This window comes from Rhizobium sp. TH2 (genome assembly GCF_024707525.1).
Classification (GTDB): Bacteria; Pseudomonadota; Alphaproteobacteria; order Rhizobiales; family Rhizobiaceae; genus Rhizobium_E.
Genome location: NZ_CP062231.1, coordinates 4,267,677 through 4,290,766 on the forward strand (window position 1 = coordinate 4,267,677; position 23,090 = coordinate 4,290,766).

At 60.3% G+C, this 23,090-nt stretch carries 19 protein-coding genes; 14 read left to right on the forward strand and 5 right to left on the reverse strand.

The genetic code is table 11. The features are described 5' to 3' along the window. Nucleotides 1-22 precede the first annotated feature (22 nt). Together IHQ71_RS21170 and IHQ71_RS21175 are read right to left on the reverse strand one after the other, a co-directional pair. Nucleotides 23-1,849 (reverse strand): DUF882 domain-containing protein, encoded by a 1,827-nt coding sequence (locus IHQ71_RS21170; protein WP_258158404.1) that lies wholly within the window; start codon nucleotides 1,847-1,849, stop codon nucleotides 23-25. A gap of 483 nt (nucleotides 1,850-2,332) precedes the next feature. Next, complete coding sequence (locus IHQ71_RS21175) at nucleotides 2,333-3,904, reverse strand: sigma-54 dependent transcriptional regulator (protein ID WP_258158405.1); 1,572 nt, start codon at nucleotides 3,902-3,904, stop codon at nucleotides 2,333-2,335. 202 nt (nucleotides 3,905-4,106) lie between these two features. On the opposite strand from IHQ71_RS21175, the gene IHQ71_RS21180 reads away from it, so the two are divergent. The 12 genes from IHQ71_RS21180 to IHQ71_RS21235 all read left to right on the forward strand — a co-directional run bounded on the left by IHQ71_RS21180 (nucleotide 4,107) and on the right by IHQ71_RS21235 (nucleotide 17,297). Next, entirely contained in the window at nucleotides 4,107-5,954 is a 1,848-nt protein-coding gene (locus IHQ71_RS21180; RefSeq protein WP_258158406.1) for a M3 family oligoendopeptidase, read from the forward strand. A 29-nt stretch (nucleotides 5,955-5,983) separates the two neighbouring features. Continuing rightward, the gene (locus IHQ71_RS21185) at nucleotides 5,984-7,141 is read left to right on the forward strand and encodes an aminodeoxychorismate synthase component I (protein WP_258158407.1); all 1,158 of its coding nucleotides are present in this window, start codon (nucleotides 5,984-5,986) and stop codon (nucleotides 7,139-7,141) included. After that, the gene (locus IHQ71_RS21190; protein ID WP_258158408.1) at nucleotides 7,138-7,767 is read left to right on the forward strand and encodes an aminotransferase class IV family protein; all 630 of its coding nucleotides are present in this window, start codon (nucleotides 7,138-7,140) and stop codon (nucleotides 7,765-7,767) included. The genes IHQ71_RS21185 and IHQ71_RS21190 overlap by 4 nt, the downstream gene beginning before the upstream one ends. 1 nt (nucleotide 7,768) lies before the next feature. Then, nucleotides 7,769-7,969, forward strand: a complete 201-nt coding sequence (locus IHQ71_RS21195) for a type II toxin-antitoxin system HicB family antitoxin (RefSeq protein WP_258158409.1) — start codon at nucleotides 7,769-7,771, stop codon at nucleotides 7,967-7,969. A gap of 1 nt (nucleotide 7,970) precedes the next feature. After that, a complete protein-coding gene (locus IHQ71_RS21200) occupies nucleotides 7,971-8,255 on the forward strand; it encodes a YciI family protein (RefSeq protein ID WP_258158410.1) in 285 nt (94 codons plus the stop codon). A 145-nt stretch (nucleotides 8,256-8,400) separates the two neighbouring features. Next, nucleotides 8,401-9,846, forward strand: a complete 1,446-nt coding sequence (locus tag IHQ71_RS21205) for a homospermidine synthase (protein ID WP_258158411.1) — start codon at nucleotides 8,401-8,403, stop codon at nucleotides 9,844-9,846. Nucleotides 9,847-10,036: 190 nt separating this feature from the next. Continuing rightward, entirely contained in the window at nucleotides 10,037-10,417 is a 381-nt protein-coding gene (locus tag IHQ71_RS21210) for a hypothetical protein (protein ID WP_258158412.1), read from the forward strand. A gap of 135 nt (nucleotides 10,418-10,552) precedes the next feature. Beyond that, entirely contained in the window at nucleotides 10,553-12,514 is a 1,962-nt protein-coding gene (locus tag IHQ71_RS21215) for a 5'-nucleotidase C-terminal domain-containing protein (RefSeq protein ID WP_258158413.1), read from the forward strand. Nucleotides 12,515-12,840: 326 nt separating this feature from the next. Continuing rightward, nucleotides 12,841-13,866: a ferrochelatase gene (hemH, locus tag IHQ71_RS21220; protein ID WP_258158414.1), complete on the forward strand. Its 1,026-nt coding sequence runs from the start codon at nucleotides 12,841-12,843 to the stop codon at nucleotides 13,864-13,866. A 1,186-nt stretch (nucleotides 13,867-15,052) separates the two neighbouring features. Next, nucleotides 15,053-16,093, forward strand: coding sequence for an SPFH domain-containing protein (locus IHQ71_RS21225; RefSeq protein ID WP_258158415.1), 1,041 nt, complete (start codon nucleotides 15,053-15,055; stop codon nucleotides 16,091-16,093). After that, on the forward strand, nucleotides 16,090-16,548 hold the full coding sequence (locus IHQ71_RS21230) for an NfeD family protein (RefSeq protein ID WP_258158416.1): 459 nt from the start codon (nucleotides 16,090-16,092) through the stop codon (nucleotides 16,546-16,548). Before IHQ71_RS21225 ends, IHQ71_RS21230 begins: the two co-directional genes overlap by 4 nt. A gap of 32 nt (nucleotides 16,549-16,580) precedes the next feature. After that, entirely contained in the window at nucleotides 16,581-17,297 is a 717-nt protein-coding gene (locus tag IHQ71_RS21235) for a carboxypeptidase-like regulatory domain-containing protein (RefSeq protein ID WP_258158417.1), read from the forward strand. 3 nt (nucleotides 17,298-17,300) lie between these two features. Here the strand turns inward: IHQ71_RS21235 and IHQ71_RS21240 are convergent, their stop codons facing one another. Both IHQ71_RS21240 and IHQ71_RS21245 read right to left on the reverse strand, forming a co-directional pair. Beyond that, entirely contained in the window at nucleotides 17,301-18,296 is a 996-nt protein-coding gene (locus IHQ71_RS21240) for an SIS domain-containing protein (protein ID WP_258158418.1), read from the reverse strand. A gap of 91 nt (nucleotides 18,297-18,387) precedes the next feature. Continuing rightward, nucleotides 18,388-19,122, reverse strand: coding sequence for a DUF2459 domain-containing protein (locus tag IHQ71_RS21245; protein ID WP_258158419.1), 735 nt, complete (start codon nucleotides 19,120-19,122; stop codon nucleotides 18,388-18,390). Between the two features lie 160 nt (nucleotides 19,123-19,282). Here IHQ71_RS21245 and IHQ71_RS21250 point away from each other — a divergent pair, with 160 nt between their 5' ends. Further along, the gene (locus IHQ71_RS21250) at nucleotides 19,283-20,788 is read left to right on the forward strand and encodes an outer membrane beta-barrel protein (RefSeq protein ID WP_258158420.1); all 1,506 of its coding nucleotides are present in this window, start codon (nucleotides 19,283-19,285) and stop codon (nucleotides 20,786-20,788) included. Here IHQ71_RS21250 and galU read toward each other — a convergent pair whose 3' ends face one another. Next, the gene (gene galU, locus IHQ71_RS21255; RefSeq protein ID WP_374990046.1) at nucleotides 20,789-21,676 is read right to left on the reverse strand and encodes a UTP--glucose-1-phosphate uridylyltransferase GalU; all 888 of its coding nucleotides are present in this window, start codon (nucleotides 21,674-21,676) and stop codon (nucleotides 20,789-20,791) included. 163 nt (nucleotides 21,677-21,839) lie between these two features. Between galU and IHQ71_RS21260 the strand changes: the two genes are divergently transcribed. Continuing rightward, nucleotides 21,840-23,060 (forward strand): lytic murein transglycosylase, encoded by a 1,221-nt coding sequence (locus tag IHQ71_RS21260; protein WP_258158422.1) that lies wholly within the window; start codon nucleotides 21,840-21,842, stop codon nucleotides 23,058-23,060. Nucleotides 23,061-23,090: the final 30 nt, after the last annotated feature.

The window sequence follows — 23,090 nt, forward strand, 5'->3', positions numbered from 1 at the left end:
TATCGAGACGAAATCGTCTGTCTTAGTTTTCGAACTTCTTGACCGGCATGAAGTTGACCGCGGTGCCGGAGAACCGGTCCGGATTAACGTCCGCCGAGCTGAGACTGAAGCCGTCGGCATAGACCGCGGTCGGCTGCTTGCGCATCGTGCGGCTCACGAAGCGCGGTGCCTTGACCGGCTTTGCAAGCACTTCCGCGCGGCCCTTGGTCAGCGCCCACTGGGCGATCAGGTTCTGCGTCAGCTTCGGCTCGATGCGGGTGCTGTCATTGGCATCCGCCTTCGCTTCTTCGCGGGTCAGGCGGTGACCCTTGGTCGCAGCCTTCGGAGTCACGGCAACCTCGTCTTCGGGAAGGCTTGCCGGGATCGCGAAACCACGCGTTACAGTGGTCTTCGGCATGTCGAGCGACGCCATCTCGGCGAGGTTGGCATCCGCATTGGTCTTGTCGGCGCCATCCAGGCTATCGATCATGCCTGCGACTTCGTCCTCGTCGGTCCGAGCATCGGCGTTGAGCTTCTCGCCGGTTTCACGAGCGAGTGCTGCAACTTCCTCGGCCTTCAGGTCAGGCGCCGGAGCGTTGAGGTCGTCGGCAGCCGCGGTGACCAGCTTCTGTCCATCTTCCGGACGGAAAGCCGGGACTGGAACGCCACCGAGTGCAGCCATGGTCGCGCCGTCGAGAGTCTCGGCCGATGCGGTCAGCACCTCTTCACCGTCGCCCGGACGCTTGCGCTCGCCAAGAAGCTCGGGAACCGGAATCTTGTATTCGGCGAGATTGGAGAATTCGGACGTCTCGTCTTCCTCGCTCTCGCCTTCCTTGCTTGCGGTTTCCAGCGCTTCGATCTGCGGTGTCAGCGCCGCCTTCATCGCATCTTCGGCAGCATTCTTCTTGGTCGAGAGAAGCGCCGTCTGCAGCGTTTCGGTCTCTTCCTCGGCAAAGGCCGGGCGGACACGCGGAACCGGTGCGGCGATCTTTTCGTCCTCGGCCGAGGCCGTCAGGATTTCTTCCTTCGGCTCTTCCTTGACCTTCTTCGAAGGCTTCTCGACAGCCGTCTCCGGCGCATCGTTCATATCACCCTCGTCCTCATCGGCACGCGAGAAGAGCGCTGCGAGCAGGCTCTTGCCCTGCTTCGTCTCCGAATCGGAATTCTTGGACGGATCGCCCGCAATCATGATGGAGTTCGAACCAACACGGCGCTTGTAATCCTTCAGGGCGGCACTGTAACCAGGCATCTGTCCGCCTTCGGCAGGCCGGTGGATCGTCTTGCCGTCGGGGAAGAGGCGGGAAAGTTCGCGGCGCGGCATGCGCGGCCAGGCGCGAACGCCGCCGATATCCATGTGCACGAAGGGCGAACCCGACTTCGGATAGAAGCCGACGCCGCCGACCTGGAACTTCACGCCGATTTCGCGCAGCTTGCTCAGTCGGACGTCGGGAATGTAGAAATCCAGGGCCTTGCCAAGCATATGCTGGCTCTTCTCGGCTACGCCCGAGCGGCGCGAGCGGCCCTTCAGCATGGCATTGGTGCCGGGCGAACGGTAACCGCAGATGACGTGGATGTAATCGCGCGAACCCGACTTCTGGTAGACTTCCCAGATCAGGTCAAGCAGACGGGGGTCCATCTTGGTCGGCTGATTCTTGCGCCAGTCGCGGAGAATGTGATTGATCTTCTTGAGACCCGAGGAATCGTAGCGGCCACCGCGTTTGAAGACGATCGTCTGCTTCTCATTTGTATGGACGTTATACAGCTTCAAGGCGCGTGTCTGCGCCGAGGCCTCGGAGTTGGCCGCCAGCAGCCCGATGACGAGCAGTACAGCCGGAACGAGGGTCTTCAGGGTAGCCGCCGTCTTCCGCATAAAAGCAGAAATACCGCCCGCCTCTTTTGAAACCCGGTTCTTGGACTCTTCGTTATAAATCAACTCGATCCCCGTCCACTGGTCACCGCCCGTTGCCCTATTGAAAGCCAAATACGGTAAGACGATGGCAAATGCGTATAGTCACGTCAGATCCCGATTTATAGTCAATGAAGCACTAACAAGGGATAAACGCCAACCAGGATTTTAACCAAGGTCTCGCTTTAAGCCGATTTTCTCGCGGTTTTCCAGCGGTTTTTTAAGATTCGGTCAAATCAGGTTGCCGATTTTTATACGGTGTGCCTTGTCCGTGCCTGATTCTGTGGGGTTTACTGCGACTCAAAAAAAATTCACGTGATGCACGTAAGCCACAGAAAAATCGTATCGCCGTAAGCCAAAAAGCGGATTCAATTTTAGGAATCCATAAATAAAGCGGCCAGAGACAAGCCCTGGCCGCCGATCGATGTGCATGCGATTCGGAGAGAATCAAACCCGTTCGAGTTCCCGCGTCTTCAACGGATCGTCCGGATCGATGCCGTAGTCCTTGAGCTTGCGATAGAGCGTCGACCGTCCAATGCCGAGCCGCCGCGCCACTTCGCTCATCTGGCCGCGATAGAAGCGCAGCGCGAATCGGATGAGTTCTTCCTCGACGCCGGCGATGGTTCGTACCTCGCCGTCATGGCCGAGTCCGGAAATCGTGCCCTCGCTCTGCGTATTGGCGGTTGGCGACTGGCGGAAATGCTGGCGCTCTTCCCCGATGCCGGTGCCGGCGAAATCCGGATAGACCGGCGGCATGTGGTTCACCGCCATGCTCGGCACCTGCAGCACATCCCGGTTGCCCGTGAAGATGCTCTCTCCGTCCTCGGTAATGTAGCCGGGGATCTGGGCCGCGATCTGCGGGAAGTCGCCGATGTCGAGATGCGGCTCCTCGGCGAGCACGACGGCGCGGAAGATGGAGTTCTCCAGCTGGCGGATATTGCCCGGCCAGTCGAAAGCCGTCAGCAATGCCATGGCGGCAGGCGTGATATCGGGCACACGCTCGAGCTTCTGGCCGCCGGCGAAACGCTCGGCGAAGGTGCGGGCAAGCACCGGAATATCTTCCTTGCGGCGGCGAAGTGCGGGAATGGTGATCGGGAAGACGTTGAGGCGATAATAGAGGTCCTCGCGGAACTCGCCGTTCTTGACCGCCGCGATCAGGTCCTTGTTGGTGGCGGAGATCAGCCGCACATCGACCTTCTGCGTGCGGCGGGCGCCGACCGTCTCGATCTCGCCGTGCTGGATGGCGCGGAGCAGCTTGACCTGGACTTCGAGCGGAAGGTCGCCGATCTCGTCTAGGAACAGCGTACCGCCATCGGCCTCGGCGAATTTGCCGGCATGCTTTTCGGTCGCGCCGGTGAAGGCACCTTTCTCGTGACCGAACAGGATGCTCTCGACGAGGTTATTCGGGATGGCGCCGCAATTGACCGTCACGAACGGCTTGTGGGCGCGGTCGCTGCCGGCCTGGATGGCGCGGGCCACCATTTCCTTGCCGACGCCGGATTCGCCTTCCAGCACCACCGGGATGTCGGATTGGGCGGCGCGGCGGGCGAGTTCCATCACCCGCGACATGGCCGGGCTGACGGCGACGATGTCGTCGAAGCGGATCGCACCGCTTCTTGACCGGGACGGCGCGCGGGTCGCGGCGGTACGATCAACCTTGAGTGCATTGTTGATGGCAGTGCCGATGCGTTCAGGTGAAACCGGCTTGACCACAAAGTCGAAGGCACCGGCGCGCATGGCCATGACCACGGTCTCGATACCGCCCTGGCCAGTCTGCACAATCACCGGAATGTCCACCCCCTGGTCATGCATGGCGTTAAGGAAGGCGATGCCGTTCATTTCGGGCATCATCAGGTCGAGGATGATGACGGAAACCTTGTCGCCGAGGCGCGCGAGCGCCTCCAGCCCCTGCTTGCCGTTTTCGGCCATATGCGCGGTATGGCCGATGCGTTCCACGGCGTGCCGCAGAAGCCGCCGCTGGACCGGATCGTCGTCAATCAACAGGATGTGCGTGCTCATAGGATCTCCCCCTGAGTTTTTTCGTTATGACCGCACAATGATCCGGATGCTTTGACATCCCGTTTTGAGAAATGCTCGCATTTTAGCGATATGCATGATTTCGTGACGCCGCTGTACCAAGGCCAAAACGGCGTGGCTGGAATGTTCACTTTGCGAAAGTGATGTTCTAAAGAGGGCGGGACTTTTTTCCAGAGGCAGATCCATGCACCCATTCGTCTCCCGTCACCCGCACCATGCAGCCACCGAGGCCGCACATGCAGATGCAGCGCTCGGCAATCTGCCTGAATGGAATCTCGGCGATCTCTATCCCTCGCGCGACGGTTCGGCGTTTCTTGGTGACCTCGAAAAGGCCAAGACCGTTTCAGCAGCCTTCCAGGAAAAGTGGAAAGGCAGGCTCGATGCCGCCTGCGGCAAATTCGGAGCCGAAGGCCTCGGTCAGGCGATCCGCGAGTTCGAAGCACTTGAAGACCTGATTGGTCGCATCGGCTCCTATGCCGGCCTCGTCTATTATTCCGACATGATGGACCCCGCTAGCGGCAAATTCTTCGCCGACACCAGCGCCGCAATCACAGATATGGCCGGCAGCCTGCTGTTCTTCAGCCTCGAACTGAACCGTGTGGATGACGCAACCCTCGAGCAAGCACTCTCGAACGATGCGGTCGCCAACCATTATCGCCCGTGGATCGAGGATCTGCGCAAGGAAAAGCCCTACCAGCTTGATGACAAGAGCGAGCAACTGTTCCTCGAAAAGTCCCAGACCGGCGCCGCGGCGTGGAACCGCCTGTTCAACGAGACGCTTGCCGCACTCCGTTTCGAGATCGATGGCGAGTCGCTGGCGCTCGAGTCGGCCCTCAACAAGCTTCAGGAGCCCGATCCGGCCACCCGCGCCAAGGCAGCCGAAGCGATCAGCAAGGTCTTCAAGGAGAATATCCGGATCTTCACGCTGATCACCAACACGCTGGCCAAGGACAAGGACATTTCCGATCGTTGGCGTGGCTTCAAGGATATCGCCGACAGCCGCCATCTATCCAACCGCGTCGAAGGCGAAGTGGTCGATGCGTTGGCCGCCGCGGTCAAGGCAGCCTATCCCCGCCTGTCACACCGCTATTATGCGATGAAGGCGAAATGGCTCGGCATGGACCAGCTCAACTACTGGGACCGCAACGCACCCCTGCCCGAAACGCCTTCCCAACTCGTGCCGTGGGACCAGGCGAAGGAGACCGTGCTGTCGGCCTACAATGAATTCGCACCCGAAATGGCCGACATCACCCGCGATTTCTTCGACAAGAACTGGATCGACGCGCCCGCCAAGCCGGGCAAGGCGCCGGGCGCATTCGCCCATCCGACGGTACCGTCAGCGCACCCTTACGTGCTGGTGAACTATCTCGGCAAACCGCGCGATGTGATGACGCTCGCCCACGAACTCGGCCACGGCGTCCACCAGGTTTTGGCCGGCGCACAAGGCGCGCTGATGTGCTCGACGCCACTGACATTGGCCGAGACCGCGTCCGTGTTCGGCGAGATGCTGACCTTCCGCGCATTGCTCGCCAAGACCAAGGACAAGGCCGAGCGCAAGGCGATGCTCGCCCAGAAGGTCGAGGACATGATCAACACGGTCGTGCGCCAGATCGCCTTCTACGAATTCGAGCGCAAGCTGCACACCGCGCGCAAGGATGGCGAATTGACCTCCGAGCAGATCGGCGAACTCTGGCTTTCCGTTCAAGCCGAGAGCCTTGGGCCTGCCATCAAGATTTCCGAGGGCTATGAAGGATGGTGGTCCTATATCCCCCACTTCATCCACTCGCCCTTCTACGTCTACGCCTATGCCTTCGGCGATTGCCTGGTGAATTCCCTCTACGCCGTGTACCAGAATGCCGCGGAAGGCTTCCAGGAGAAGTATTTCGCGCTGCTCAAGGCCGGCGGCACCAAGCACTATGCCGAACTGCTCAAACCATTCGGCCTCGATGCCACCGATCCGTCGTTCTGGGACAAGGGCCTGTCGATGATCGAAGGGCTGATCGACGAGTTGGAAGCGCTTGATAAAGGCTGATAGGTTTTGACCCTGGCCTGAGCAAGAGAATGAAACCGCAAAACCCCTTTGTGCTGCTGCGCGACGACCTCGCGGACGAGACCCTGGTTTTCGCCGAACCGGAGCGTCTCGTGCTGGCGCGCGACAAGGCGACGTTCTTTGCCGGGCTGGAAACGCTCGAAGCGGCGCGCGCGGCCGGCAAATGGATCGCTGGCTTCATGGCCTATGAGGCCGGTTATCTTTTCGAGGAAAAGCTCACACCGCTCGTGACACCCGGCCGCGAAACGCCGCTGATGGCCTTCGGCATCTTCGATGCGCCGCAGACGGATCATCCTCTGGCGACACCGAAGCAGAGAACCGAAAACGAGCCGTTCCTGTCCAGCCCGCGCGCCGAATGGAATTTCCCGGCCTACAAGGAGCGCTTCGACCGGCTGCATTGGCACCTTCGTCAAGGGGATTGCTATCAGGCCAATCTCACCATGCCGATCCGTGGCCGCTGGTCGGGCGATCCGGTCGCGGCCTTCTGGTCGCTGATCGAACGGCAGCCGGTGCATTACGGCGCGCTGGTCAATCTCGGCGGTCCCGTCCTGCTGTCGCGCTCGCCGGAACTCTTCTTCAATGTCGATAATGAAGGCTGGATCGAGACCCATCCGATGAAAGGCACGGCCGCGCGCGGGTTCTCCCCCGAAGAGGACCTGGAGATCATCGAGGCGATGAAGGCCGACGAGAAGACCCAGGCCGAAAACCGGATGATCGTCGACCTGCTGCGCAACGACATCTCGCGCATCACCGAGGTTGGCACGCTCGATGTGCCGAAACTCTTCGACATCGAGACTTATCCGACCGTCCACCAGATGGTCAGTCACGTCCGGGCAAAGCTTCTGCCCGGCCTGACGATCCGCGACGTCTTCGCCGCCCTCTTCCCCTGCGGCTCGGTGACCGGCGCGCCGAAAATGTGGGCCATGAGAATCCTGCACGAACTGGAGGTAGGCCCACGCGACGCCTATTGCGGCTCGATCGGTTTTATTGCGCCGGACGGCCGCATGCGCTTCAATGTGGCGATCCGCACTATCTCGCTGTTCGACAGCGGCGAGGCCGTATTCAACGCCGGCGGCGGCATCGTCTTCGATTCCCGCGCCGAGGACGAATATGCCGAATGTCTCCTCAAGGCCCGCTTTGCCGTGGGCAGTGAAGTGATCGCCGCATGAGCGGTTTCTCGCTCATCGAAACCATGCGCTTCGAGCCCGAAACCGGCATCCCGAGATTCAATCTCCACATGGCGCGCTTACGAAATTCCGCCAAGGTTCTGGGGTTCGCGGGCGCTGAAAGTGCATCTCAAGCATTGCTCATATATATAAGAGAGAAAATCGAAGTATTGCGCCTACGTCTGGAGCTTTTTCACGACGGAAGATACGAGATCACCTCGGCTCCCTACTTGCCACTGGCGGACGATACCATATGGCGCATTCGCGTCGCCCACGAGGCGAGGCTTAGCTCGACCGATCCCATCCTCCGCCACAAGACGTCAAAGCGCGCCGTCTATGAAGCCGCCCGCGCGGAATACAGCAGGGACGATGCCGACGAAGCCATCCTGCTCAACGAGAAGGGCGAGATCTGCGAAGGCACGATCACCAACGTCTTCGTTGACGAAGGTTCGGGCACCCTGCTCACGCCACCCCTCTCCTCCGGCTGCCTCGCCGGCATCCTGCGCACCTCGCTGATCTGCCAGAAGAAGGCGAGAAACGGGCGGTTGACGATTGACGATCTACGGCGCAATCCGTTTTATGTCGGCAATTCCTTGCGCGGCCTTGTCCGCGCCGAGCTGAGTGAGTGACATGCAAACGGATGAAGAGGATCTGCCGGGCCACGTAATTCGGCCTCTGCTGGAAAGCGAGGGGGAAGGCTATCTGATCGAATTTCCAGACTTTCCGGGTTGCATGGCAGATGGTGAAACTCCGGAGGAGGCAAAAATCGAAGGCCGGGATGCGCTGCTATCGTACAGGCGCACTCTGAAGGAACTCAATCCAGGATCCTAAGATGTTCATCCTCTCCCTCACCTACATCGCGCCGCTCGAAGATGCCGACAAGCATATGGATGCGCATATGGCCTGGGTTCGCGAGGGCTATGACGGCAATTTCTTCCTCGCCTCGGGCCGCAAGATCCCGCGCACCGGCGGCGTGATTCTGGCGCGCGGACAGAGGGAGATGATCGAGGACATGTGCGCGGCCGATCCCTTCGTCATCCACAAGATCGCCGAATACGAGATCATCGAGGTCGCGTTTACCACCGTCGCGCATGGCATCGAGATTCTGAAGACGTGATCCTTGATGCCGACGCCAATTCCCGGCGCAAAATGCACGTCCCGTCTTTCCAGGCGCCGAAACTTCAACCGAATTCGCTTTTTTATGACGGGAATCTATGATTTGTAGCCAGCCATCGCTGTCAACAGAAGGAGTAAAGCGGGAAATGGCTGAACAAAACTATCCAATCTATGGCGAAATTACAGGCCCGATCGTGATGATCGGCTTTGGCTCGATCGGACGTGGTACTTTACCCCTCATCGAGCGTCACTTCAAATTCGACAAGAGCCGGATGGTGGTCATCGAACCGCGAAACGACGAGGCCGAGCTGCTTGCGCGCCATGGCGTGCGGCACATTCAGGCCCACGTCACCAAGGACAATTACAAGGAATTGCTCAAGCCGCTGCTGACCGAAGGCGAAGGCCAGGGCTTCTGCGTCAACCTTTCCGTTGATATATCTTCCGTCGACCTGATGAAGCTCTGCCGCAAGCATGACGTGCTCTATATCGATACGGTCGTCGAGCCATGGCACGGCTTCTATTTCGACAAGGACAAGGACAACGCCGCGCGCACCAACTACGCGCTGCGCGAAACCATGCGCAAGGAGAAGTTCAAGAGCCCCGGTGGGGCGACGGCGGTTTCCACCTGCGGCGCCAATCCCGGCATGGTTTCGTGGTTCGTCAAGCAGGCGCTCATCAACCTCGCCAACGAGATCGGCGTGAAATACGACGAGCCGTCGCAGGACGATCGCGAGGGCTGGGCCAAGCTCATGAAGAAGCTCGGCGTCAAGGGCGTCCACATTGCCGAGCGCGATACCCAGCGCACCAAGCATCCGAAGCCGCTCAACGTCTTCTGGAATACCTGGTCGGTGGAAGGCTTCATTTCCGAGGGCCTGCAACCGGCTGAACTCGGCTGGGGCACCAATGAAAAGTGGATGCCGAAGACCGCCAAGAAGTTCAAGAAGGGCCACAAGTCGGCCATCTATCTCGAACAGGCCGGCGCCAACACCCGCGTCCGCAGCTGGTGCCCGACGCCCGGCCCGCAATACGGCTTCCTGGTGACGCACAACGAAGCAATCTCGATCGCCGAATATTTCACCGTCCATGACAAGGACGGCGACGTGAACTATCGCCCGACCTGCCACTATGCCTACCACCCGTCGAACGATGCCGTGATCTCGCTGCACGAAATGTTCGGCAATGGCGGCAATGCCCAGCCTGTTCTGCACGTTCTCAACGAGGACGAGCTGGAGGATGGCGTCGATGAACTCGGCGTGCTGCTCTATGGCCACGAGAAGAACGCCTACTGGTATGGCTCGCGGCTCTCGCTCGAAGAGACACGCAAACTGGCACCATACCAGAACGCCACGGGCCTGCAGGTGACTTCCGCAGTGCTCGCCGGCATGGTCTGGGCGTTTGAAAATCCCAGATCAGGCATCGTCGAGGCCGACGAGATGGATTACAAGCGCTGCCTGGAAGTGCAGATGCCCTATCTCGGACCTGTCGAGGGTCATTACACCAATTGGACACCTCTCGATGGCCGCCCGGGCCTGTTCCCGGAAGACCTCGATCACTCCGATCCGTGGCAGTTCCGCAACATTCTCGTTCGTTAAGCGGGTCTATCGAAGCCATTGTAAAACCCCGCGAATTCATCTCGCGGGGTTTTCCGTGTCAGCACCTGTGAAAGCGGAACCTGCAGCACGGCAAACGCTTGCTTTCGTTTTCGAAAGGCGGCAAACTGCCATGCGAAGGGTAGAGAGCGGCAGCCAAAGGCATCCGCCGAGCCCCCGCAGGGAGACATGCATGAAAAAATTCGCCATCCCGGCGCTCGTCGTCACCGCCGCACTCGCTTCGTGCACGACCGAACGGCAGCGTCCACTGCCCGTCGCCCCGGCACCGACCACGATCGAGGGAACCTGGTCCGATCCCAACGGACTGATCTCGACATTCCAGACAGGCAATTTCAGCACCCGGACGACGGATACAAACCAGCTTCTCGCGACGGGCAATTACATCAATTCCTCGGGTAATCTCTACGAGATCAGCCTCACCTCGCTGGTGCAGAACAAGCAGTCCAAGGTCAATTGCGCACTGGTCAATCCCAACCAGTTGAATTGCACGGCCGATTCCGGCGCCCAGTTCACGCTTGCCCGCAAATCGACCACTGTCGCATCGGTACAATAGGCCGGGCTCTTCCGGCCAACAGAATTCCTGGCCGCTCTCTTCTTCGCCTGCGGTCATGGATCACAAGACGAATAGATGTCCACAATCCGGGTCAACCGGACACGACGACGCTTCGGATCGAGAAGGAGAGAGACCATGAACCGCTTTATCAGGCTTGCCATGCTGAGCGCATCCGCGCTGGCCGTTTCGGCAGGTGCCGCATTCGCCGACTATGAACTCAACATTCTCCACATCAACGATTTCCATTCCCGCATCGAATCGATCAACAAGTTCGATTCCACGTGCTCGGCCGAGGACGAGGGCAAGAGCGAATGCTTCGGCGGCGCCGCGCGCCTGCTGACCGCGATCAACGAAACGCGCGCCGCTCTCGCCGGCAAGAATGTCCTGCTTCTCAATGCCGGCGACAATTTCCAGGGCTCGCTGTTCTACACCATGTACAAGGGCACGGTCGAAGCCGAGATGCTGAACGCTATGAAGTTCGACGCGATGACCGTCGGCAACCATGAATTCGACGACAGCGAGGATGCGTTGGCACCCTTCCTCGACAAGGTCCAGTTCCCGGTCGTCACCGCCAATGTGGTGGCGGGCTTCAGCTCCAAGATCAAGGACAAGATCAAGCCGTCGATCGTGCTTGATGTCGGCGGCCAGAAGATCGGCATCGTCGGCGCCGTCACCAACGATACGCCGGATATTGCGACGCCCGGCCCGAACATCATGATCGGTGTGGACGAGCAGGCGATCAAGGACGAAGTGGCCAAGCTCAAGGCGGCAGGCGTCAACAAGATCATCGCGCTGACCCATGTGGGCTATCCCCGCGATCTCGCCGTGATCGCCAAGATTCCGGATGTCGATGTCGTCGTCGGTGGCCATACCCACACGCTGCTGTCGAACACCGACAAGGATGCGGCGGGCCCCTACCCGACGATGGTCGACAACCCCGGTGGCTACAAGGTACCGGTCGTGCAGGCCGGCCAGTACAGCAAGTATCTTGGTGACCTCAACGTGGTCTTTGATGACGCCGGCGTGCCGAAATCGGCCAAGGGCGACCCGATCCTGATCGACGCCAAGTTCAAGCCCGACGCGGCGACCGTGACCCGCATCGCCGAGCTTGCCAAGCCGATCGAGGAACTGAAAGGCAAGGTCATCGGCGAAAGCGCCGAGGCGATCGACGGCGACCGCAAGAATTGCCGTGCCAAGGAATGCGCGATGGGCAACCTCGTGGCCGAAGCCATGCTCGACCGCGTCAAGGACCAGGGCGTGACGATCGCCATCCAGAACGGCGGCGGCGTGCGCGCTTCGATCGATGCCGGTCCGGTCACCATGGGCGAAGTGCTGACCGTGCTTCCGTTCCAGAATTCGGTCGCGACCTTCCAGATCACGGGCGCCGATCTCACGACCGCTCTTGAAAATGGCCTGTCGCAATTGGAAGAGGGCGCCGGCCGTTTCGCGCAGGTCGCCGGGATGAAATACTCCTTCGATCCGAAGAAGCCGGTCGGCAGCCGCGTGATCTCGGTCGAGGTCATGGAGGGCGGCAAGATGGTCGCGCTCGACCCGGCCAAGACCTATAGCGTGGTGACCAACAACTATGTTCGTGGCGGCGGCGACGGCTACAAGATCTTTGCCGAAAAGGCCAAGAACGCCTACGATTTCGGACCAAGCCTCGAGGATACGACCGCGGCTTATCTCACCAAGAATTCGCCCTACAAGCCATTCACCGATGGCCGCATCACGATCGTCGATTCCGCTGTCCCGGCAGCGGACACGCAGGCCGCCGCCGACGCGCAGTCCCAGACTGGCGGCGACGTGAAGACGCCGGACCTGCCCGCTGCATCGACCGACATCGCCAATCAGCCGCCGGTCGTCACCCAGGACGCGGCGACGTCGAAGCAGACGACCACCTCGGAAGGCGCCGAAAGCGCCAGCACTCAGGCGACGACCGAGCAGAAATACACGCTCACCAGGGGCGACAATTTCTGGGATCTCGCCGAGAAATACTACGGCGATGGCGCGGTCTGGAAGAAGATTTCCGAGGCCAATCCCGGCCTGCGCCCGCGTTATCTGCCGGTCGGCCAGGAAATCACCGTTCCCGCGAAGTAATTGTCTTTCCGTGATATGGAGAGCAAATGCATGAGTTGCTGCGGGGCAAGCGGTTCGCTCCCGCTTCTCCCCTTGGGGAGAAGATGCCCGAAGGGCAGATGAGGGGTTCTCAGCGGCATATTCGGCGGTTCTGGGAACCCCTCATCCGGCGCTTCGCGCCACCTTCTCCCCAAGGGGAGAAGCGGCGGCAGCCTTAGGAGCCCTGCATCCCCCATGCGACAGACGGTCCGGGCAACCGGGCCGTTTTTGCTTTATGGCCGCGACAATTCGCGCTAATCCGCATTCCGTCCGGATGCGTAGACGTAAGCAAGAACAAAGGACCGACAATGACAGCAGCCCGTCCCGCCAATCACCCGCCCGTCAAATCCGGAAAGGTTGGCGTGCTGCTCGTCAATCTCGGCACACCCGATGGCACCGATTACAAATCCATGCGGCGCTATCTCGCGGAGTTCCTGAGCGACAAGCGGGTGATCGAGTGGTCGCGGCTCTACTGGTATCCCATCCTCTACGGCATAGTGCTCAATCGCCGGCCGCAGAAGGTCGGCAAGGCTTACGAGACGATCTGGAACAAGGATCTCGACGAGAGCTATCTGCGCACCTTTACACGCTCGCAGGCGGAGAAGATGTCCGCGCGGCTCTCGGAATACCCGGATGTGATCGTCGATTGGGGCATGCGCTACGGCAAGCCGTCGATCGCCGAAAAGCTCGGGTCGTTGCAGGCCCAGGGCTGCGAGAAAATCCTCCTCTTCCCCCTCTATCCGCAATATGCGGCTGCGACGACCGCGACGGTAAACGACAAGGCCTTCGATGCACTGAAAGCCATGCGCTGGCAGCCTGCGCTGCGCACCGTGCCGCCCTATCCCGGCGATGACGCCTATATCGGCGCGCTCGCCAATTCGATCAATACGCACCTGGCAACACTCGACTGGGAGCCGGAAAAGGTGCTGGCCTCTTTCCACGGCATCCCGCAGAGCTATTTCGACAAGGGCGATCCCTATTACTGCCAGTGTCACAAGACCCGCCGGCTCCTGCTGGAAAAACTCGGCTGGCCCGAGGACAGGCTGGTCCTGACCTTCCAGTCGCGCTTCGGCCCCGAGGAATGGCTCAAGCCCTACACCGACAAGACGGTGGAGCAAATGGCAAAGGACGGTGTCAAGCGCATCGCCGTCATCAATCCCGGCTTCGTCTCGGATTGCCTCGAAACGCTCGAGGAAATCGCGGTCGCGGCCGGCGAGATATTCCATCGCAACGGCGGCGAGAAATTCACCCACATTCCCTGCCTCAACGATAGCGATGACGGCATGGATGTGCTGGAGGCCCAGGTTCGGCGTGAGCTACAGGGCTGGGTTTAGACCCTCTTGCATTGAATTTGACCCGGTTCTGCCGGAGCAGGTTTTCGTCTGGGCAGAGGCGATTGGCGAAGGGCATATCCAGATATACGTCCGAGCCGATCGCCTCTGATCAAGGCGGAAAGATGCCCGGCCCACCGGGTTGGCTGAAGCGGGCCACCTATTCGTTCGGCCGGCTTGGCCGTAGAGCTGGGCTACGACGCGCGCCGGCCGAACGAATATCCGACTCCGCCTCAGCCAACAGAACCGGGTCAAATTCAATGCAAGAGGGTCTAGCAAGACCCCGCCCCAAACCCCTCCCCACAAGGGGGAGGGGCCCAACCCCGCTTTGCCGACCTGCCCCATTCAAAGGTCCAGCAACTCTCTGCCTTGCAACAGATTCGGTTGTCATTTGGAGGCGAACGGAAGCGACGAGTTGGCCCCTCCCCCTTGTGGGGAGGGGTTCGGGGCGGGGTCTTTCTTGAACCAAGCACCGACGCTGTCTATTTTCTTCCAAGCGAAATCAATCTCTTACGTCTCATTATAGGAAAATAATCCTCATATCTCTTCCCATTTCCCCAACTCCATGGCACAATCCCTGCCGTTCCACCTTCGGCCACCCCGCATGGCGATGCGGGCGGGGTGGAGCCGGTGCTTGGTATGGAGAGGCGACGCAAAGCTCCATGCCGGGGCCTGCGCAGAGAATGGTTCTCCTCCGGGCTGAAAAAGGCCCGGGCGTGCCTGTGAGGCATTGGAGGCCCGAACGGAGTGCGGGGGTGATGGTCCCGCAAACGCCATGCCAGCGATGGATGGCGGGATATACATCGGAGGCGATCGGAGACTGACAATCTCCGGCCAAACCCAGGCCGTTCGGTGACGCAGAGGAACCGGAGTTGCACGGGAAAAACCACCGAATACGGGGCACGGATACGTGTCTTAACGACCGGTTCCGAGGACCGGTCATCTAACTGTGGCACGCAAACGTGCCCCGGCCGATCATCCGTGCGAAGCGCGGAAAGATCGGGGACGTGCATGGTCAAGCCACGGGGCGGAACGGCTCGCGTGAAGGGACAGTTGTGGGTTGGAGAATTACAAATCATTTCACCACAGTCAGCCATGACAGCTTGCAAATAAAAGTCCGCATACCGACGTTTATGCTAATGCTAGTGTGCGCAAGGCGCGAGAGAACGCCGCTTAACCGGAGGGACAAATGGATCTCAATCTTTCAGGCATGGATTACGCCGTCATCGCCATCGTCATCGTGGTGATATGGACGCTGATTGCGGGCATCAAGACCGTGCCTCAAGGTTACAACTACACAGTCGAGCGGTTCAAGAAATATACTAGGACACTGCATCCCGGCCTGAACCTCATCGTCCCCTATATCGACACAATCGGCGCCAAGCTCAACGTGATGGAGCAGGTCCTCGACGTTCCGACCCAGGAGGTCATCACCAGGGACAATGCCAGCGTCAAAGCCGATGCGGTCGCCTTCTACCAGATCCTCAACGCCGCCCAGGCCGCCTACCAGATCTCTAACCTCAACCAGGCACTGCTCAACCTGACGATGACCAATATCCGCTCGGTCATGGGTTCTATGGATCTTGATGAGCTGCTCTCCAACCGTGATCTCATCAACGAAAAACTGCTGCGCACGGTCGATGAGGCCGCCAATCCCTGGGGCATCAAGATCACCCGCGTCGAGATCAAGGATATTTCGCCACCGCAGAATCTCCTCGATTCCATGGCCCGCCAGATGAAGGCGGAACGCGAGAAGCGTGCGCTGGTGCTGGAAGCCGAAGGCACGCGTGCCGCCCAGATTCTCAAGGCGGAGGGCCTCAAGCAGTCCGCCATTCTCCAGGCGGAAGGCAAGCGCGAAGCGGCCTATCGCGAGGCCGAGGCACGCGAACGTCTGGCCGAAGCCGAAGCCAAGGCGACGACCATGGTGTCGGAAGCAATCGGCGCCGGCAACGTCCAGGCGCTCAACTACTTCGTGGCGCAGAAATATACCGAGGCGCTGATTTCGATCGGCACCGCGAATAATTCCAAGATCGTGCTGATGCCGCTTGAAGCCTCATCGCTGATCGGTTCGCTCGGCGGCATCGGCGCCATCGCCAAGGAAGTGTTCGGCGACAATGGCGGTTCGCCCACGACACCGCGTCCGACCCCGGCCCGCTCGACGCCGAGCGTGAATACGACCACCGCCCAGTCCAATCCCTTCGTGATCCGTCCGGAAGGTAGCCAGACATGATCCTGACGCTGATCAAGGACGCCGGCCCGTGGGCGTGGTGGATCTTCGGCATCGCCTTGCTGATCGCCGAGCTTGTTCTGCCGGGCAATGTGCTGATCTGGGTCGGCGTTGCCGGCCTCCTTACCGGCCTGCTGTCCAACATCTTCTGGGACACGAGCTGGTGGGTATGGGAAGTGCAGTGGCTGGTCTTCGCCGTGCTGTCCGTGGCGAGCCTGTTCATCGGCCGCACCTGGCTGCGCCGCAGTGGCGGCCATTCCGAGGAGCCGACGCTCAACATGCGCGGCGCCAGCCTGATCGGCCGCACCGCCGATCTGATCGACCCGATCCACAATGGCCGGGGCCGCGCCAAGATCGGCGACACGGTATGGATCGTCGCCGGACCGGACCTGCCCGCCGGAGCCAAGGTCAAGGTGATCGGCAGTGACGGCAGCGACTTGAAGGTCGAGGCCATCTGAACCGCGACAAGGACTATTTTTCGGAGACGAAAATGAAATTTATCGCAAGTCTCGCAGTCGGGATGGCATTGCTGTGCGTTTTCGCAGCCCCTGTAAATGCCGGCACGGTCAGCGGCCGGGTGACGGACACCAGCGGCACGCCGGTGTTCGGTGTCACTGTCGAGGTCGTGTATCAGACTTACAATTCGGACGATCTCGGCAACGCCGGCGCGAGCATCAAGGTATCTGCGCTGACCAACGGCGACGGCCGCTATACCATCTCGACCGACAATCTTCCGCCGGGCGAATATTCCGCCAACGCCTATCAGGTCGTCAACAATGGTGGCCGCGAGATCAACATCGACTTCCGGGCGGAGGATACCGGCACCTTCGCCGGAAATGCCGACACGATCAGGAATTTCACGGGTGGCTATTACGAAAGCTCCGAGGAGAATCCCTACGGCAATGGCGGCGTCTTCGTCGTCAACAACGCCGTCGGCGACTTCACGGATCTCGCTGGCGCCGAGGTCACGCTGATCAATTCCGCGACCGGCATAAGCTATGTCCGGACCGTGCGTCCGACGGGCGAAGGCCTGGTCGTTACCGGCATCCCGTTCGGCGAGTACTACGCCTTGGTGAAACTCAACGGGCGGCCGCTGCAACTCAAGCTCTGGGGACCGGATGCGCCGGACGAGTTCTCTGAGAGCGTTACCCATGACTTCACCATGGGCTGGCTCGGCAACCAGTTCGTGGTTGCCGTCAAGCCGTGAGCATCAAGCGACGCCGATTTTCAGCAGGTCGTGGAAATGAACGATCCCGAGCGGTCGCTTGTCGTCGTCGGTGACGATCAAAGCCGAGATATTGTGGAGGTTGAGCAGGCCCATGGCGCTGGTGGCGAGCGTTGTCGGCCGCACGGTCTTGGGGTTACGGGTCATGATCTCGTCGACCTTCATCTCGACGAGGTTCTTGTCGAGATGCCGCGCAATATCGCCATCCGTGATGATGCCGACGAGGCAGCCGTCGTCGCCGATGATGCCGACGCAGCCGAAGCGCTTGATCGACAGCATCATCACCGCATCGCGCATCGATGTGCCCATCGGCACGAGCGGGATCTCGTCATCCCGGTGCATGACATCGCCGACATGGCTGAGCGTCGCACCCAATTTGCCGCCTGGATGAAAGGTCTTGAAGTCGATCGCCGAGAAGCCTCGCGTTTCAAGCAGCGCCACGGCGAGCGCATCACCGATGGCAAGCTGCATCAGCGCGGACGTGGTCGGCGCCAATCCGTGCGGACAGGCTTCCTGCGATTTCGGCAGGCAGAGCACGATATCGGCCTCGCGTGCCAGCGTCGAATTCTCACCGGATGTGATCGCGATCAGCGGAATCGAGAAACGCCTCGAATAGGCGACGATGCCCTGCAGTTCCGAAGTCTCGCCACTCCAGGAGAGTGCCACGATCGCGTCGCGGGCTGTGATCATGCCGAGATCGCCATGATTGGCTTCCACGGGATGGACGAAGAACGAGGGTGTGCCGGTCGAGGCGAGCGTCGCGGCGATCTTGGCGCCGACATGGCCGCTCTTGCCGATGCCCGTCACCACAACGCGGCCGGGCGTGGAATGGATCTTCCTGACCGCCTCGGTGAATGGTGCCGAAAGCCCATTGCCGAGCGCGCGCTCGAGATCGGCGAGACCCGATTTTTCAGCTTTGATCGTACGCAGCGCCGAACGGGCGGCGTCGCTTTCGGGAAGTTTCAGTACATTTTCTGCCATAGCAGTGATTTACTCTTTCTTTTCAGCCTGTCCAGAGCGGATTTCTCCGCCCCACATCGTTTTGAACCGCGAAGTGATCGCGGCCCGACCCCTAGAATGCGTTGGCTGTGACCGCATCGTCCACGTCGTTGCGCCATCTGACTTCTGCCAGCAGCCCGACACTGGCCACCGATGGAACGGGCGAAACCTTCAGCCCGGCGTTAGCCAGCAACCCTCCGATCCACATGTTGCAGGTGTTGATCACGCTGTAGTGGCCGTTGGCCCTGTAGAACAGGCTCGGGCCATATATGCCCTTGCCAAGCTCAACCGGCTGCAACAACTCGTCCCTGGCGAAGGCCTGCGACACGCCTGTCATCACCTCCCGCATTCCGGCTTGGGAGAGATGGATGCGTTGCAGGTCGGAATGCTTGAACACCTCTTCAGGCGCCTTGCTCAGGCCGACCACATGCAGCACCGTGGCGTCGTTCATCCCCGACAGCGCATTGAAGGCCATCTTCACGGTCACATCCGAGATCGCCGGCGCGAACCGATAGAATTGCTCGTCGCCCCAGCCGATCTCCAGCCATTCATATGCCTGGTAGCGCACGAAGAGCGCGGAGAGCACCGGATCGTTCAAGGCGAGCGAATAGCGGTCGAGATCGGCGCGCCGGATGATCAGCCCGGCATGATAGCCATGGTCGGCGATCACGACCGGAAAGGTCTCGACGCCCTTGGCTGGTGGATAGAGCGCCGCGTCGCCGAAGCGCATCGTGAAGGCATAGATCAGCACCACCGCCAGGGGCAGCGCGACCACGATCATCACCAGCCATTTGAGAAAGCGCCGCATTCGCCCCCGACGGCTAAAATCGAATCCCTTGATCTCGCAATCCCGCGAAATCACGACGGATTTATGTTCGTGGCGCAATGCCTCGGGAAACCATTGATTAACCTTGCTCCTTTACCAATGGGTAACGATATCCGAAAATTGCCGCATCGGCCGGTACCCTATGACGCGTCAACACCCCTCGCCAGTCCGTATCCGCCGCCCGCTCGCCGCAGGGCTGGTCGCGGCGCATCTGGCGCTCGGCCTGGCGGGCGTTGCTTTCGCGCAATCCGCCGACGAGCAGAAAGTGGTCGAGGACCAGTTCCGCACCCAACCGGCCAACGAGCCTTCGACGACATCCTACGACCCGAATGCGGCCGATACTTCGGATGAGGCGGAACTTGCTGATGCACCGGTTAAGGATCGGATCGACACGTCGGGCATCGACTCGCCGATTACCGATCCCACCGAACTTCTCGACCAGGAGGCCTTGCAGGAGCTTCGCCGCCAGAACCTGCGGGAGAATGCGGTGGACGGCTTGAAAGCAACGGCCGACGCGACGCGCAACGACGCACAGGGCATCAAGGTCGGCTCCTTCGTGCTTCGCCCGTCGCTCACCGAGTCGCTCGGCGCCGAACGCACGATAACAGGCAAGGACAGCACGACCCGCTATTACCTGCGCTCGGGACTCCAGGCATCGGCGACCTCGAACTGGTCGCTGCATCAGTTGAAGATCGATGCGGAAGGCACGTGGGACAAGACCTTCTCCGGCCCGCCGGACGACGATCCGGAAGGAAAAATCGAAGCGGAACTACGGCTCGACCTCACCGATGAGATGACGGGCACCCTGAAGGCAGGCTATTCGCTGGAGCGCGAGGATATCAGCGATCCCAACGCCATTGCCAACGCCACCACGCAGTCCGATGTCGAGACTTATACCGCAAGTGCCGCGATAACACGCGACCTCGGCGTCTTGCGCACCACGGCGGGGCTGGAGTTCACCCGCTATGTCTATGGTCCGGCAGTGCTCAACAACGGCGACCTGCTTTCCCAGGCTGATCGGGACCGGAATACCGGCATTCTCCGTGGCCGCCTCGGTTACGAGCTTTCGCCGGCGCTTATTCCGTTCGTCGAAGCCGCCTACGGCCAGACGATCTATGACCAGCACAAGGATTCGCTCGGCTTCGTACGCGATGCGTCGGTCTATGCGCTGAAAACCGGTGTGGAGCTTGATCTCGGCGAGAAGTTCAAGGGCGAGCTTGCGGGCGGCTATACGGTCGCCGACTTCAACGATTCGGCGCTCAAGTCCATTTCCGCCGCGACGATCGACGGCACCGCTATATGGTCGCCCCATCGCGGCACCGATCTCGCGCTCAACCTGAAAACTGAAATCGAGCCCTCGTCCACACCGGGCGCTTCGGGCGATGTCGCCTATTCGGGAACCGCAATCCTCAGCCAGATCATCCTGCAGAACCTGACGGGCCAGATATCGAGCGGCCTCACGCTCCGTGACTATGAGGATCAGGACACCGCCAGGCAAAGCGTCGTCACGCTCGGTACCGGTCTGACCTGGGGTATCTCCCGCTCGCTCGACCTCGTGACCGACGTCTCGTGGGAGAGCACAAGGCAGGATAACGTGGCGGACATGGATGTCTTCCGCGCCGGCATCGGCCTCACGTTGAAACGCTGATTATTTCAGCGCCGCGACCAGCGCCTTGAGGTCCGCTTCCACCAGTCCCCGGATATCCGGGCGATCCAGCGCATAGGCGATATTGGCCATGATGAAGCCGTCCTTGGCGCCAGTGTCATAGGTCACGCCCTTGTAATGATAGGCCGTGAAATCCTGTTGCTTGAGCAGTTTCAGCATGGCGTCGGTGATCTGGATCTCGTTTCCGGCACCGCGTTCCTGCGTCTCGAGGATATCGAAAATTTCCGGCTGCAGGATATAGCGGCCGTTGATGAAGAAGTTCGAAGGCTGCGTGCCTTTCGCCGGCTTCTCGACCATGCCGGTGATCCGGAAGCCGTCGCCGACCGTGTCGCCCCTTGCCACGATGCCGTAGCGATGGGCGAGTTCCGGCGCGCATTCTTCAACTGCGATCACATTGCCGCCGCTCACGGCATGCAGATCCACCATGCCCCTGAGGCAGGCGATTTCGGATTTCATGATCATATCGGGCAGCAGGACCGCGAACGGTTCATGGCCGACGATGTCGCGCGCGCACCACACGGCGTGCCCCAGCCCGAGCGGCTCCTGCTGGCGGGTGAAGCTCGTCGAGCCCGCCTTGGGCAGGATCGAGGAGAGAAGGTCGAGTTCCGCATTCTTGTTGCGAGCCTTCAGCGTCGATTCGAGCTCATACTGGATGTCGAAATAATCCTCGATGACGGCCTTGTTGCGGCCCGTCACGAAGACGAAATGCTCGATTCCGGCCTCGATCGCCTCTTCGACCACATATTGGATGACGGGCTTGTCGACGACCGTCATCATTTCCTTCGGCACCGCCTTGGTGGCTGGAAGAAACCGGGTTCCCAGGCCCGCGACAGGAAACACCGCCTTTTTTACCTTACCAGCCGTCATTATATTCTCCCGGATCGGAACCGACATTGTCGTGGATTCGCGCAGTAATACACGAATTCCTATTACTTTTTAAAAAGGTGACGCAAGTGGTTCGCCATGGTAAAGAATTTGTTGACTTCGTTTGGGTAAATTCTGTCTTCGACCATCCACAACCGGAATGAAGCCAATGCTGAAAAACCGCAAGACGATCCTGAAAACAAGCCTTCTGTCGATTTTCGCGGCAGCGAGCCTTTTCATCGCCTCTCCGGCGCATGCCGACAAGGGTTTTGTGAAGTGGATCAACAGTTTCTACGCGACGGCCGCCAAGGCGGGCATCAGCAAATCGACTTATGTCGCAGCCTTCAAGGATGTGACGGAACCGGACCCGGAAGTGCTCCGCAAGGCCGATTATCAGCCCGAATTCAAGCACAAGATCTGGGATTATCTCGACGGCCGCGTGAACCCTTACACGGCCGGCGTCGGTCGGGACATGCTGCGCGAGCATGGCAAGACGCTGGCGGCTATCGAACGGCATTTCGGTGTCGACAAGCATGTTCTTCTGGCGATCTGGTCAATGGAGAGCAATTACGGCGCGGTGTTCGACAAACCCGACCGGCTGCACAATGTTCCCCGTGCCCTTGCGACGCTTGCCTATGCCGACCCGAAGCGAGGCAAATTCGCCCGCACGCAGCTCATCGCGGCCCTCAAGATTCTCGAACACGGCGATGTCGCACCGAAGTCGCTGACCGGCTCGTGGGCGGGCGCGATGGGCCATACCCAGTTCATCCCGACGAGCTACCTGATCTACGCCTATGACGCGGACGGCAACGGCAAGCGCGACATCTGGAATTCAATCCCTGATGCGCTGGCCACATCGGCCAACCTTCTCAAGAGGAACGGCTGGCAGCCGGGCAAGACCTGGGGCTACGAGGTCAGGCTTCCTTCGTCCGCAGGCAAATACGAAGGCAAGAGCAAATCGCTCGCCGAGTGGCAGAAGCTCGGATTTGTCCGCCCTTCAGGCAAAGGCTTCAAAAATGGCAAGGACCGGGCAGTGCTGAAAATGCCGGCCGGCCCCAACGGCCCCGGCTTTCTCGTGACCAAGAACTTCTTTGTCATCAAGCGGTACAATGCCGCCGATTCCTACGCCATGGGCGTCGGCATGCTGGCTGACCAGATCGCCGGCTACAGCGGCGTGGCGCAGGCCTGGCCTCGCCCCAATGGTTCGCTCGATATCAAGCAGAAGTTCGAGCTTCAGGAACGCATGAAGACGCTCGGCTATTACGACGGCAAGATCGACGGCAACTTCGGCTCCGGTTCAAAAGCGGCGATCGAGGCGATCCAGAAGCAGCTCGGCATGGAACAGGACGGCGAACCGTCCGAGGCTCTGCTCAAGGCCTTGCAGCGCTGAGCAGTCATCATCTATAATCGGAAGCGGGCC